Source organism: Metallumcola ferriviriculae (genome assembly GCF_035573695.1).
GTDB lineage: Bacteria > Bacillota > JADQBR01 > JADQBR01 > JADQBR01 > Metallumcola > Metallumcola ferriviriculae.
Genome location: NZ_CP121694.1, coordinates 1,956,765 through 1,970,612 on the forward strand (window position 1 = coordinate 1,956,765; position 13,848 = coordinate 1,970,612).

The window sequence follows — 13,848 nt, forward strand, 5'->3', positions numbered from 1 at the left end:
GTATATAGGAGGGCGAGGCTGGATAGGTCATAGCCTGTCAATCACATATCAGAAAAACCGCATTGACGAACCAACTATTATGTGTTACTATATAGTGGTAGTAAGTAATACTGAATATAAGTCATACAGAATAGAAAGGAGTGATTGTGCTGGTAAACCTAACAGAAATGCTCAAAGGCGTGCTTGAGGGCTGCGTCCTTGAAATTATAAGCCGCAAAGAAACCTATGGCTACGAAATAACTAGGCAGCTGAATGATCTCGGCTTTACGGATGTTGTGGATGGCACAGTTTATACCATCTTGGTGCGCCTTGAGAAAAACAAGTTGGTGGAGATTACGAAAAAGCCATCTGATAAAGGACCGCCGCGCAAGTTTTTCGTGCTCAACGATGCGGGGCGCAAGGAACTACGGAAGTTCTGGGAAAAATGGGAGTTCGTATCATCAAAAATTAACGAGTTAAAGGAGAAGAAATAATGAATTATTGGGAAAAAATTACCGGAAGCGACATGACTAAAGAATTGAAAACTTTTGAATCGCGAGCCAAAAAGCTACCGGCTGATTATCAAGCGGCATGGGAAGAAATTAATGCCAACATTTGGGTGTACTCAGATTTTACTGGTCGCAACCTGATGCCAATTCTTGGCGGTGTGCTTGGTCTGCTCGAAGAAACGGCGGCGGAGGGGCAAAGTATTCAAGAGGTTTTAGGTGGGGATATCAAAGGCTTCTGTTCAGCGCTGGTCGGCGAAGAAGGAGCAAAATCTTTTCGCGAAAAGTGGCGCCAGCAGCTCAACAATAATATCGCTAAAAAATTAGGTAAATAGGAGGACAAAATGAAAATACAAGATATCAAAATGAGAATACAAGATATTATCGAAGGCAAAAAAGAGTGGCGGGCGCACGCGGCACGTGTCAAAGCGCTCCCGCAAGATTATCAGATTGTTTATAAAGAGGTTCAGAAATATTTCTTTAAGGTGGGCCCTGTTGAGCTAACCGACGGGATGGGTTTGCTCTCGGGGATTATCGATCTTTTTGAAGAGGGCGCGGCTTTGGGGAAAGGCGTGCTCGAAGTGACGGGCAGTGACGTAGCGGCTTTCTGCGACGATTTAATCAAAGATTCAAAAACTTACGCTGACATCTATCAAGAATCTGCTGGCCAAGAAGTTAGCAAGGCCATGAAAAAGTTACGAATTAAACAAAGTAAAAAGGGGATATCGGGATGGAAAAAGCAATTGAAGTGAAAGGTAAAAGACAGTTTATGCGGATAAGATACGAGTTCAACGTTTTCGGATAATGCAGCTAAATTTTATTTTTCATTTACTAAAGTCCTTGCAATTGCCTGTCAATCGTTTATTGCAATAATTTACCATTATGTTATAATTAACCTAATTAATAATTCTTCAAGCACCTACGGTCCACAAAGTGAGCACCAAGGGGTGTACGTTTGTGAAGCTTTCAGTGCCTACGCCCGTGTATCCTGCACAGCAGGCTAGAGGCGCATGAGCATGGCGTATCGGCCATGTAAAACCGTATTTTACAAAAAATCACCACTATGTCCTTTTTCAAAAGGCTATAGTGGGTTTTTATATACAAAAATCAATTTCAGGAGGTGACTTCTGACCGGGGGTAATAAACCAACTGCCCCCGGCAGGGGGCACCCCTGCAGGCAGGGGAAAAGTGTAAGCCTTGCAGCTACCAACGGTCATAAGCTAAGTGTAGCAGAAAACGTCTTTGAAGCTACCGAATCGTCCAGGTTAGTGGCAAACAGGGTGACGCTATCCTTGCTTTCATCGGTTTTAACCAGAAACGAGGACAGAATCGGCATGGTACCCTTCCCGTCCACCACTTTACCTACAAGGGTCATGCTTTCCTTTAGTTTCTTTGCATCAATAATAATCTGCATTTTAAGTGCGACCAGATGTCCGGCAAAGTTCTCTTGTTCCCAGTTGGAGAGATGCCATCCGTGATGCGCTATCTGAATTGGGAAGGCAGGCAAGTCTAAAAAATCTCTATGAGAAAGTTTCCGAGCTTTACCCAATTAAGGCCAAAAAGAATTCTAACTGGCAGGCAAAAATACGAGAACGCCTGCAAACATGCCCGGAATTCTTCAGCACTGAACGCGGAGTATGGGAAGTGGTATAGGGGTGTCAAGATGCAGCTGCGTCTTAGAAACTGTTTTGGGAACAGTTAATAGTTGTTACTTTATGAAATGCGTTTGCAGTAGGCCCTTCGTGTCAACATGATAAGGATAATTATCAACGGCAGGCATTGTAAAGAAGAATGGCAATTGTATAGCTAAATATTTACAAAGGGTAGTAAGTTGTTAGTATATATTTTTCATGGTATAATTTTACAAAGTCCATGGCTTTGGTAACTAGAAAAGTAATAACCGGGAATAAAGGTGGAGGGCTTGATTTTTATGTCAACTGGAATTGAAAAAAAGCAAAAAGATTTCATTAGACTGCGTGCAAATACCCTCTTGGCCCAGCGAGAAGAATGGCGTCCGTGGAAAAAGAAAGGTTACAGGGTTGCTGAAAGTGACGGGAAAACTATCCTTCATGAAAAGGAAGCCATTCGTAGGACGGTAATGAAAATATTCAGCAATATTGACGCAGACATTTTTCTCTTCGGTTCCCAGGTTAAGGGAGACGTTACTATTGGCTCTGATTACGATGTTGGGTTTTATGCTGGAAAACCTATTTCCGGTTCAACTCTTACTCTCTTAAAGGGAGAATTGGAGGAACTACCTATTCCGGGGAGGGTGGACTTGGTCGACTTTAATAGTGTAGATCAGGGATTTACTAAACATGCCCTAAAAGAGGTGGAAATATGGAAGAAAAAAAAGAGCAGCTCGCTCTTAGATTAAAAACACTTGAGAAAGCACTTTCAAGTCTTGAGGAAGCTTTAAGTCAACCTTATTCCGTTTTTATCAGGGATGCCACCATTCAACGTTTCGAATACACCTTTGAGCTATCATGGAAGCTGCTTCGAAGGGTAGCAAAAATCGAGGGCCGCGAGGCTAATTCTCCCAGGCAAGCTATACGTGTTACTTATGAAACAGGAATCATCAAAGACATTGATCTCTGGTTTGAAATGTTAGAAGATCGTAACAAGAACATCACATGCCTATAGCCAAGAAATAGCTGAGTTAGTATACGCTAGTGCTCAACGGTTTCCGGATTTGTTAAAACTGACTTTGCAGGAAATAAGGGAACTTTATCTAAGATGAATACAACCAATATCACATTCTGCTCATAATATCTATGCTTCGGAATATCATTACACAATTGACAAGGGTGATTTATCCGCAGCCATCACGGAATTCACCACTCCTTTTGAGCCCGCTTTTGATGCCTATGTGCTGGAAACTCAATCGGTCGGACGCACGCTGGTTGCTTCCTTCAAGGACCAGGCCCATGCTGATAATTATGGCGTTGCTGTCCTGGTAAAGGGATTCAACCAAAGATACCGGCTTATCCGCACCCAAATCAAGGATTCTGATTATGCCTCGGTTGTGCAGTTCTTCCCACTGGAAATTAGGAACGAACACAAGGGATAAAAGCTATCCTTGATGATTGACCGTATTCAAGGGCAGGCTGAGCAGAAAATAGATTCAAACATACCATGAAATGGCCTTACCATATTTTTCCCAGTTGCAGGGATTAACAGCAATCATCTTTAATAAAAAAAAGAGGTGGAACGACCCGAGAGAAGGCGTTATGATGCTTGATTTTAAAAAAGTATACTTAGAAGCTAAGCCTAAGGTATTTCGCTACCTCTACTATCAGTGCGGAAATAAATCGTTAGCGGAAGAATTAACACAAGAAACCTTCTATCAAGTTTTTCTCTCTAGAAAAAGCTTTAAAGGTAATAGTAATGAAATTACCTGGGTGATGGCTGTAGCCCGGAATGTCTATCTTAAAGATTATAACAGGAATAGGCTTCTTTCTGACCATGAAGTTAACGTAGATAGGCTTACTGCCTCCAGCAAAGAAGAACCCGATAGTATATTGCTAACAAAAGAAGCTGGCGAAGAAATTCTTGCTATTTTGCAAGAACTACCGGAAAATTATCGCTCAGTTATTATCTGGAGGGAAATAGAAGGTCTGGCATTTGAGGATATTGGCAAATTACTCCACAAGTCTCCCTCCACAGTGAGGGTATTATTATTTAGGGCAAAGAAAAGATTTAGAGAACTTTACTTTAAAAAATACACTTGAAATGCAAAAAGGTCAAATTTTTTTCCTTCTTAAGTGTAATAAAACGGCTCTTGACGGTACTAAATATATAGACCCAAGACATTAAAGGCTATAAGGCTGAAAACCAGACAGGAATCAGTAGGTAGCAGTTTATGATACAAAAACTGAAAACAGTAAAGTGGTGTTAAAGCGATATGGCAGCATACAAAGCAAAGGAGATGGATTTTATTGAGTAACATTTCGGACAGAATTACTAAGAAAATTTTCTTATCAAAAACAATCAGAGGTATTGCTATCATAGTTTTTGTATTTTATGCTCTTGTCATGTTAAGTGAGTTATTTTTGGGCGGTCATAGATGGTATTCAAGTGAATTTAGATATAATTTGGTACCATTTAAAACTATCTCCCGATACATTGTTGATTATCATAGATATAATTTTAATACTTGGTTTATCAATTTATTTGGCAACGTTTTGGCTTTTATGCCGCTGGGATTTTTAGCACCTATAATCTTTCACAAAAAACTCCCTACCATTAAAAATGTTTTTGGTCTTTCTTTGACCATACCTTTTTTAATTGAAATTATTCAGTTGGTATTAAGAGTTGGGTCATTTGATATTGATGACATAATTTTAAATTCAATTGGTGTTATGTTAGGATACTTAATCTTAATTATTGTTTTGAAAACTATTAAAAAAATGTTAAAAAGTGAATACTTGCACGGTTACAGCGTCTTGTAGTGGAAAGCAGTCTGATTTTAATGGAGATGTAAAGATGATGAAGAAAAGATTTAATAATATCCTGCGGTCGCTGTCGCAAAGAAAAGGGCTTTTGACGGTGAATCCCCTGGCTTTTGGCGAGAGAAATGTGAAAAGGCCTGCCTTTGGGCTCATCCTTATCGCTATTGTTGTGGTAGTATCTGCGTCGCTTATATTTTCGGCTAATCCAAAAGAGGCCTTTGACCTGAAAAAAACAAAGGCGAAGGCTACGGTCTTTTCTACCCGGGAGACCGATTTGCTGAAGATTGGAGAAGCAGCCTTTAATCACTACTATGCTTCTTTTATGGGAGAGGATATCCCGGAAGAGTACAGGATTACAAGCTATCAACTTAACGACATTTCATTGTTTGCGGGCGATAAAAAGGAATTCTGTGTGCATATTAATTCAAACTATTCCACCACCGGGCTCTACTTCATGAGCGCCAACGGCAGTTTCAAGTCCACGGATACGGGCTATGAGGCTGAAGGCGACAATAGCGAATTCCGCATCAAAAGTTTGGGAAATAATGAATATCAAATCGTAAGCAAAGGCACGGGCGGGGGCCACCAGGGATTGTTGCCGGCTGATCCGGCTGACCAAAAAACATTTGTGGAAGACAACATTAATACGATTATGTCCTCCCCCAAGGAATCCTCCAATCCCCAGGATTATATTGACGCCCATCAAACAGAGTATAATGCCATTCTTGCATTGGATGTTAATGCGTTGCCTTATTTGTTTACTGAGTTTAAAAAGGGCGGACAAACCGGACTCAAGGGCCATATCATGGTCAGTCTATGCAGGGACATCCTTTCTGAGGAGGACATCAAATACGATGCGACCGGCCCCCAGGACTGGTATGACACCTATGAAGCACATGTGCTTCATATCCGTGATCTTAATTCAACCGAGTTTATTAAAGACAACTACCCCAAGTCTTATATCCTGCTCTGGGCGACCGGCACTGTGTACGATGCTCTCCCGGTTAAAATCACCTGGCGGAAAGACAACGAAGGCCATAAACTGGAGGATTATCACATCCTGCCCAGTGTATGGAACGGTGCAATCTATGATCGGGCCAGCTATCGGCAGGTGTTTTATAAGGAGTTTGCTGAGGCGGATGGCTCGCCGCAAGTCGTTCCGGAGGGAGCGAAAATTGTTGTCAGCTTTTTTCAGAACGCGCCTGATGAAGTTTCTGTTACACGCGACCCTTTTACTTTCGACCGGTTTCCGCTTCACGCTTCCCGTCCCTATGTAGACCTCAATATGACATTTGATACCACAGCAGACGGAGACGCTGCCCTCTACACTCTTCCCATTGAATATGATGACAATGCAGTTCTTTACTACGTTCTCACCTGCCGATGGGAAAATGGCAACGAACTAGAGTTGGCTTTCGCCGTGCAGGGATAATAATAATCTGGGGGGTGGACGATGGGGATCCAACAGTACCACCCAGATTCACTTGTGAGGGTTTGGGAGGAGAAATGCGACCAACCACTTATAAAGGAATTCACGGGTAGAAATATGAACTAAACAATAGCAAAGACTAAAGCGCGCCGATAGGCACTTTTTTTATTTATTGGTGTAACAAAATAGGTGTTACCGGTACTAAGTGTATAGGACGGAATTTGCGAGGTGAGTTTTGTGGATGAAATAGATAGAGAACAGTGCGAAGTTATCCAGGACTTACTGCCAATTTATGCGGATGATGAGCTAAGTGCAGCCGGCACTAAGATGGTGGAAGAACATTTGGCCGGCTGCAGAAATTGTAAAGAGGCGCTCCTAGTTTATAAGGAGCAGCTATTCGAACATGATGAGATTGTGGTTGAAGAAAACCGGCGGAAGTTTGTCCTTTTACCCTGGGTATCCGGAAAAAGACTGGCTTGGGTGCTGGTATTAATCCTCTTTATTGGGGCAGGCGGGCTCTCTTGGGCATATCAAGCCGGGAAAGTTACGGCATTAAGAGACCCGGAATACCGCCGTGCATTTAAAGAAAATCTTTTTACCCCGGTACATCAAACAAAGAAGATTGGGCCATATGAGGTTACCGTAGAAAGAATGCTCATTGATGCAGCCCAAACAGTGGTCTTTTATGAAATAGAGCCGGAAATCCAGGAAGGAGAGCGGCTGGAATTAGTTATCAGTGATCAGGATGGCAGAGTTTACGAGCCTATGTCCGGCTTTAGTTACAGCGGTGAGGAGCATGTTTTGGAATTAAAACCGGTCAGCCCTAAGGCATCACAGCTTTCTTTGGCATTTCGGCTGGAAGGTGCTCCGGCAGAAGGTGAGTTTATTGTGGCGGTAGAACCGGCGGCAGTTCAGGCCAGCACCAGTGAATGGTGGCCTGGTATCAAAAGGGAAGCCGGGCCGGTGGAGTTTGGTTTGGAACACGTTATCTTAGGCTTAACCAAAAGCCAGGTTAATTTAAGAGCATTTTGGCCGCTTGATCAGGATATTAGGGGTGTGGGCTTCGGGTTGTTCCCGCCTGTAGGACCGAAGATGCGAGAAGACGGAAGTGCCGGCAGCGCTTCAGGTTCTTTTTATAATGTGCGCCCAGGGATGGCAGCACTGCCCTGGTATGCCGAACTTGTAGACATGGAAAACCGCAGAAAAGCCGAACTTGAACAACTTGGGCTAAAGACTGACTCTCTATCCGGCGGAATTACTGCAAGCTTTAACTTTCAGCCGCTGCCGGAGACAACAAGTGAAGTGCAATTTACGTTACCCAATACTTATCTCTATCGGTATGTAAATGATAAAGAGCACCAAGAGATCAGCATAGAGCTAAATGACGGGCAGGAAGAAAAGCTAGATAAAACGGTTAGTGGTAACGGAAAACAAATCAGACTTACATCAGCAAAAAGAGAGCGGTCGGCTTTGATACTGCAATTTGAATTAATAGAGGCAGGAAGTGCATCACTGCCCAGTTATGTTCCTGAATTTATAGTTGTCCATCCTAAAGGGTTCGAAACCCCAGGGCGAAGTCTAGAGTTTAGTTCAGAAAATGGAACAGGAACAGTAATGCTGTATTCAGATGAATGGCCGACCACCGTTCGTTTGAAAAGTATCGGGGAACAGTTAGACCTGGAACATGAATTTAACCTTCCCGTTCCAACTGCAAACTTTTGAGGTGTCTAACTTGAGTAACGAAATATTTATACGCCAACTTTATACTCTTTGCTATCGACTTACCGGCGACGTGCAGTTAACCCAAGACCTTTGCCTTCGCACTGTGGAAAAACTTCAACGGGATAAGCTGTTTAGCTCGGCTGAAGGAATATTTGTTAGGGCGGCAGAGGCAGCAGTAGAGCTGCTGCTGGAGCAAAGGTGCAGCAATTTATCACGGGCTATAGCTCCCGATGACTCAATCCCTGAAATTCAACAGGCGCTTAACGGGCTGCCGGTAAAAGAACGTGCCGTCATTGTGCTTAAAGATATATACAGGCTGACATACCCTGAGATAGAGAGGATTGTTCAAGGCGAAGAGGTAAGCTATCTGGCACATCAGGGTCGGCAAAAGCTTACCCGTATTATAATAGACGCACCCTAATGGGCGGAATCTGTACCATGTAATCAAGACCAGAAAGGATGGTTTTCCTAATGAAGTTATGTAGAACGATTGTGCTTACACTTATCTTTTTGCTGTTAGGAACGACTGCTGTGTGGGCAGGAGATGTTCCGAAAAAACCCCTTAGTGAAGCCTTTTATAATGCAGTGGTGCTGCCCCTTGATTATCACGATAAAGCCTTTGTCAATGGCCGAAAAACGGATGTTCGCGGTGACTATAAACTGTACCTGAGGAACGACCGTATTCTTGTACCTATTCGTTTGATGGGATATTTAGCCACAGAAGTGGACCGTAATAACCAATCCGGCGTGGTTACATGGGCCTATTGGGAAGTAGTATGGGATGCACAAAAGCCCAAGGAAGTGCTTCTATCTAATCATAAACTACATAAGACTGTTAAACTGACGGTTAATAGCAAAACCATGTTCGTTAATGATGAGCCGCAGACTTTAGATGTTCCGCCTCAAAATATCAACGGGCGCATTGTCCTGCCTTTAAGAGCTGCAGCAGAGGCATTGGGAAAAAACGTCGAATGGTTCGACGGCTTGGTAATTATCAGCAATGACATGGTTGATTTACATAGCCCGCAGGCTGAAATAATCAAGAATCAGATGAAGGTGAAATTGGATGATACACGAGAACCTGTCGGCTACCAAGAACAGGTGACTCCCCTGGCAAAATATCAGGATGAGATCTTCTACGTAAAAACAAACTACGAAGACAGCAACAACATCCAAGAACTTTATAAGCAAACACCTGGCAGCTCAGGACAAAAGGTAAGACTGCCTGGTTTAAATAATTTTAGCAGGAGTCAGGTAATTAATGATGAACTCTACTATACCACCACTATCAACGGCAAAATAGAACTCCGTGTGTTTAACCTGGCAGCCGGTCAATCGAGGAAATTATGTGATTTGGACCAAGATTATTCTTGGCTGGGAACTATGAAGTATATCGATGATGACTTTTATTTTGTGCTCCATTACGGCGATTTGACCATGGGTTCGGAAACCTTATACAAGTTGGTGAACGGTCAGGCTCACGAAGTTGCCAGTGCCAAAACCTTTATCAGCTTTGAAATTACCGGCGATTATCTTTACTATACGGAATTTTATCCACCTGCTTTTACTAATAACTTATATAGAGTTAACTTAGAAACCGGTGCAAAGGAAAATTTCGGTGAGCAGGGTTTTACGTATGGAGTAAACCGTACAATCAGGGAAGGTGGTGGCGTGAGTTACTCAGGTAATCCTACCCTTTACTTCAAAGACGGCTATCTTTATATCTTAGGATATCAAGAAACTGACCAGGAGGATAAGAGTTCCGTTTTTCGAATTAATTTGGAGGATTTGACGCAAGAAAGAATATCATCCCCAGCAAGAAATTTCTGGCTTATCGCCCAGCAGATATATTATGTTGATTCGGGAACTGGGGATTTAGTGAAGATGGATTTAGATGGGAACAGTAAAATTACAATTTCTGACCAACAGGTTATTGATCTTCAAGCCTATGAAGGGAACATCTACTATACTGCTGCAAAAAATGATACTGCAGCTCATAAATTCTATCAATATAACATCAAAAGCGGGCAGCAGACATTGCTGACAAATCAATCAGTGCAAAATTTCTTTGTTGGCAAAACCGGCATCTATTACCAAACAGATGGTTATGAATTAGGACTCTATAAAGTCGGTGCTGATGACAATACTACCTTGTTGGTGAATGATACCATCGATTCCGCCCTTATAACGGATATGGGGATGGTTTATACCCTCCGTTATCAAGCTGGAATCTATACGGTACAATAGAGAGCTATAATGAGTAACTAGGGAGAACCTCAAGGGAAGGAGAGTAACAAGAAAATGACTACGGTTTTAAAAATCCTAAGGCTTTGGTCCCCTAAAGAATCGCTTGAACGGTCATTAAAAGAAATGCAGTTAATTCGGCAAGGTAAACTTAAGAAACGTTTTTGGAAGGATCTAAAAAAGGATCTTAAAACAAACGACGATGTTAGAAATAATATTTCGTATAAGTAGTAGTTAACTATATAAATTCACAATGAAGTAGCTGCACTTTCCGTGTGGCTGCTTTTTTCTTGCTCCGAACAAAACACTTGAAGGAATTGCCAGACCTTCCTATCCGCTTTATTATTTTCAAATATCAGAGGATTTAGTAATAAGGGCACGACACGGCAGGATGTTAGTACATTTGGCATATAAATAGAGTATAATATAACGATAATTTGCCGATAATAAAAAACTAATGAAATAACACCGTTGATTCTCCATGGGAACTGTTGTAAAATTAATCCAAAGGAGGGGAACGGTATGTCAGTTCTATTAAAAGATATGGAAGCTAAATTGGGGGCGTGCAGTATGCAAAAGGAGCCTTCTGTAGAAGAAATGAAAGCTAAATTAGGTTTAGATCAGTGTAGGCCGATTGAAGCTTCTCCTTCTGATGCTTTAGATATGCAGGAGAAAGGAGACGTTTTCAAAGAGTGGTATGAACAAGAAATTAAACGACTATACAAAGAAGCTACAAAAGGATAGAGACGAAGCGAAACAGGGAGAATTTTTCTTTGCAGCATTCCATAGTGAACATATATTGAGAACTTCTCCTGTGCTTGTAGTAGGGAATAGTGAGGCTCATGATGACAGGGATATTATCGTCTGTAAATGTAGTACTAAGCCAGCAAGGACTAAGTTTGACAAACCTGTTCAACTCAAAGAAGAAAGTATAATAAGAACGAACAAATTATATACAATCGGTCGAGATCAGCTAGAGTTTAAAATACCCCAGGGAATTGAAGAAGAATTGAATGAAGTTTTAAATTGTGTGAAATCTTGCTTTTAACTAGCCCTGTTAATATACTGACAGAGCTTTTTTACATTTCTCTGAAATAGCTATCAAATACAGATATAAACATACATTTCAGACCAATCCCGGTCCCCGGCACTAAAATTTTTTCCCCCATCAATACGGTTAAAGAAATAATTGAGCGCAAACTTGAAAGTATCAAACAATAAAACCGAAAAACATGAGAAAATGAAGACGAAATTATAACTGGTACAGAGATAAAGTACTAAAATTTTATCAAACCATTTATCAAACCAATCAAACGAAAAAGTGCTGAAAGAACTGAAATCAATTAAAACTAATTTACACGAAATAAGATGTCCTCTGGGTAAAAGCCTTGATATTATGGGATTTTTTCAGACTAACTAACATCAACAGAAACGAACGAAAACCAAGTAAAATACTGGATTCAGTCCTCGTAATGCGCAGGTCGTCGGTTCAAATCCGACCATCAGCTCCAGTGAAACATTTGGGGTCAGGCTTGAAACCTGGATTCCCGTTAAACTCATAACGAGGCGATAACAAAAAACACTACAAACCATTGAAAAACCTGGACTTAATGCCATTTTTTACTTGCAGCCAACATCGTCATGTGTTATAATATACATAACGAGGAGGTGCAATCGAATGGCAGCCATCGTATATCAGACAGATAAGCGATCAGGGATTACATACGCCTATGAGTCCGTTTCTTACTGGGATAAGGACAAGCAGCAATCCCGGGCAAAAAGGACGCTCATCGGCCGGGTGGACAGTGAAACCAAAGAGATAGTCCCGACAGACGGTAGGGGCCGAAAAAAGAAAGAAGTGCCTGCGCCTCCCCAAAGAGGCCCTATTCCATCTGTTCAAACCTCAAGGTCTTTCTACGGAGCAACGTATCTGCTGGACGCTATTGGTGAAAAGCTCAGCATTACCGAGGATTTGAAACACTGTTTTCCAAGTATTTATTGGCAAATTCTTTCGATTGTGTATTACCTGATTCTTGAGGATAAAAACCCCCTCTATCGTTTTGAAAAATGGAGCAGCTTACATAAGCATCCTTACGGTAAGAACATAACCTCCCAGCGAAGCAGCGAACTCTTCACATCCATCACCGAAGAAGCAAAGAACAAATTCTTTCAGCTGCAAGGGAAACGGCGGACAGAAAAGGAGTTCTGGGCATATGACATTACTTCCATCTCCAGCTATTCTGAACATCTACGCCAAGTGCAATACGGCAAGAATAAAGAGAGCGATCCACTGGCTCAACTGAACCTGGCGTTAGTGTTCGGTGAAAGGTCCAACCTTCCTTTTTATTACCGCAAACTGGCTGGAAACATTCCTGATTCCAAAACAATTAAGAATTTACTTGCTGATTTGGATGTCCTTGGTTTTTCCAAAGTGAAGCTGGTTATGGACAGAGGCTTCTATAGTCAAGATAATATCAATGCCCTCTTTAAAGAACACTTGAAATTCCTGATCTCCGTAAAAATATCCCTCGCTTTTATCAGGAAAGAATTGGACCTCATCTACGATAAGTTTCGTATATTTGAACACTATAGCGAGAAATACGAGCTGTATTGCCATACAGTACAGACTAATTGGCTTTATACACAGTACCGTCCGTATAAAGGGGACACCCTCTCAGAACCCAGGCGCATCTACATTCACTATTATTACAACATTGATAAAGCAGCTGAAGACGAAAAAGCCTTTGACCGAAAGTTAATCGCACTGCGCCATGAACTGGAGTCAGGTAAGAGGGTTCCTGAACATGAAAACCTCTATAAAAAGTATTTCGAGACGAAAACTACGCCAAAACGAGGGACAAAGGTCACCGTCAATGAAGAGGCCGTTACTAAAGCAAAACGGTATTATGGATTCTTTGCCCTTTTGACTAATGAAAAGATGGATGCCATTACCGCACTGGAGTTTTATCGCAACAAAGATGTGGTTGAAAAAGCATTTGGCAACCTTAAGGAACGTCTGAATATGCGCCGCACATTGGTTTCCTCGGAGCAAAGCCTTGACGGTAAACTATTTGTAGAGTTTGTGGCTCTCATCTATCTTTCTTACATCAAAAAGCAGATGCAGGAGACGCATTTATTCAAAAATTATACCTTGCAGAGCGCTCTCGATAAACTTGACGTCATTGAATGTTTTGAAGCGCCCGGCCAGAAACTGCGTGTTGGTGAGCTTCTTGAGAAACAGAAGGAAATCTATATAGGCTTGGGCGTTGTTCCGCCCTCCTCGTTATGAGTAGGCGGGAATCCAGGTTGAAATATTCCCTTACTATCAGGGGGATGTTTAAGCCTGCCCCTAAATTCTTTCCTACAACAATCCAATCTGATACATTTACCCAACAGGCCATGTAGTGACTGAGTGGGATAGGGCAAATCTGGATGAAGATGCAATAGCCTCGGCCTTTTACGCCTGTGATTCTAAAGGGTACTGATGATATCCAGGGGGCGGGTAAAGCTACATTTG

General features: G+C 41.9%; 16 protein-coding genes. 14 read left to right on the forward strand and 2 right to left on the reverse strand.

The window, feature by feature from the left end:
• Positions 1 to 146 precede the first annotated feature (146 nt).
• Genes MFMK1_RS09810 through MFMK1_RS09820 form a run of 3 tightly spaced genes read left to right on the forward strand, consistent with a single transcriptional unit; the run spans position 147 to position 1,237 of the window.
• Entirely contained in the window at positions 147 to 473 is a 327-nt protein-coding gene (locus MFMK1_RS09810; protein WP_366921533.1) for a PadR family transcriptional regulator, read from the forward strand.
• Positions 473 to 820: a DUF1048 domain-containing protein gene (locus MFMK1_RS09815; RefSeq protein WP_366921534.1), complete on the forward strand. Its 348-nt coding sequence runs from the start codon at positions 473 to 475 to the stop codon at positions 818 to 820. The genes MFMK1_RS09810 and MFMK1_RS09815 overlap by 1 nt, the downstream gene beginning before the upstream one ends.
• A gap of 30 nt (positions 821 to 850) precedes the next feature.
• Positions 851 to 1,237 (forward strand): DUF1048 domain-containing protein, encoded by a 387-nt coding sequence (locus MFMK1_RS09820; protein WP_366924917.1) that lies wholly within the window; start codon positions 851 to 853, stop codon positions 1,235 to 1,237.
• A gap of 461 nt (positions 1,238 to 1,698) precedes the next feature.
• On the opposite strand, the gene MFMK1_RS09825 is transcribed toward MFMK1_RS09820, so the two are convergent.
• Entirely contained in the window at positions 1,699 to 1,992 is a 294-nt protein-coding gene (locus MFMK1_RS09825) for a hypothetical protein (RefSeq protein ID WP_366921535.1), read from the reverse strand.
• Between the two features lie 423 nt (positions 1,993 to 2,415).
• Between MFMK1_RS09825 and MFMK1_RS09830 the strand changes: the two genes are divergently transcribed.
• Entirely contained in the window at positions 2,416 to 2,862 is a 447-nt protein-coding gene (locus MFMK1_RS09830; protein WP_366921536.1) for a nucleotidyltransferase domain-containing protein, read from the forward strand.
• Positions 2,826 to 3,128 carry an HI0074 family nucleotidyltransferase substrate-binding subunit gene (locus tag MFMK1_RS09835; RefSeq protein ID WP_366921537.1) on the forward strand — a complete coding sequence of 101 codons (303 nt, stop codon included), beginning with the start codon at positions 2,826 to 2,828 and terminating at the stop codon, positions 3,126 to 3,128. The genes MFMK1_RS09830 and MFMK1_RS09835 overlap by 37 nt, the downstream gene beginning before the upstream one ends.
• Positions 3,129 to 3,297: 169 nt before the next feature.
• On the opposite strand, the gene MFMK1_RS09840 is transcribed toward MFMK1_RS09835, so the two are convergent.
• Positions 3,298 to 3,546 carry a hypothetical protein gene (locus tag MFMK1_RS09840; protein ID WP_366921538.1) on the reverse strand — a complete coding sequence of 83 codons (249 nt, stop codon included), beginning with the start codon at positions 3,544 to 3,546 and terminating at the stop codon, positions 3,298 to 3,300.
• Between the two features lie 169 nt (positions 3,547 to 3,715).
• On the opposite strand from MFMK1_RS09840, the gene MFMK1_RS09845 reads away from it, so the two are divergent.
• From MFMK1_RS09845 to MFMK1_RS09885, 9 genes are all read left to right on the forward strand, one after another.
• Complete coding sequence (locus MFMK1_RS09845) at positions 3,716 to 4,216, forward strand: RNA polymerase sigma factor (RefSeq protein WP_366921539.1); 501 nt, start codon at positions 3,716 to 3,718, stop codon at positions 4,214 to 4,216.
• 207 nt (positions 4,217 to 4,423) lie between these two features.
• Complete coding sequence (locus MFMK1_RS09850; RefSeq protein ID WP_366921540.1) at positions 4,424 to 4,936, forward strand: VanZ family protein; 513 nt, start codon at positions 4,424 to 4,426, stop codon at positions 4,934 to 4,936.
• A gap of 34 nt (positions 4,937 to 4,970) precedes the next feature.
• Positions 4,971 to 6,368 (forward strand): hypothetical protein, encoded by a 1,398-nt coding sequence (locus tag MFMK1_RS09855; protein ID WP_366921541.1) that lies wholly within the window; start codon positions 4,971 to 4,973, stop codon positions 6,366 to 6,368.
• Positions 6,369 to 6,602: 234 nt separating this feature from the next.
• A complete protein-coding gene (locus tag MFMK1_RS09860) occupies positions 6,603 to 8,087 on the forward strand; it encodes a zf-HC2 domain-containing protein (protein ID WP_366921542.1) in 1,485 nt (494 codons plus the stop codon).
• Positions 8,088 to 8,097: 10 nt separating this feature from the next.
• Positions 8,098 to 8,508: an RNA polymerase sigma factor gene (locus MFMK1_RS09865; RefSeq protein ID WP_366921543.1), complete on the forward strand. Its 411-nt coding sequence runs from the start codon at positions 8,098 to 8,100 to the stop codon at positions 8,506 to 8,508.
• A gap of 50 nt (positions 8,509 to 8,558) precedes the next feature.
• Positions 8,559 to 10,334, forward strand: a complete 1,776-nt coding sequence (locus MFMK1_RS09870; protein WP_366921544.1) for a stalk domain-containing protein — start codon at positions 8,559 to 8,561, stop codon at positions 10,332 to 10,334.
• Between the two features lie 519 nt (positions 10,335 to 10,853).
• Entirely contained in the window at positions 10,854 to 11,075 is a 222-nt protein-coding gene (locus MFMK1_RS09875) for a hypothetical protein (RefSeq protein WP_366921545.1), read from the forward strand.
• Complete coding sequence (locus MFMK1_RS09880) at positions 11,029 to 11,379, forward strand: type II toxin-antitoxin system PemK/MazF family toxin (RefSeq protein WP_366921546.1); 351 nt, start codon at positions 11,029 to 11,031, stop codon at positions 11,377 to 11,379. The genes MFMK1_RS09875 and MFMK1_RS09880 overlap by 47 nt, the downstream gene beginning before the upstream one ends.
• A gap of 630 nt (positions 11,380 to 12,009) precedes the next feature.
• A complete protein-coding gene (locus MFMK1_RS09885; RefSeq protein ID WP_366921547.1) occupies positions 12,010 to 13,620 on the forward strand; it encodes an IS1634 family transposase in 1,611 nt (536 codons plus the stop codon).
• Positions 13,621 to 13,848 lie beyond the last annotated feature (228 nt).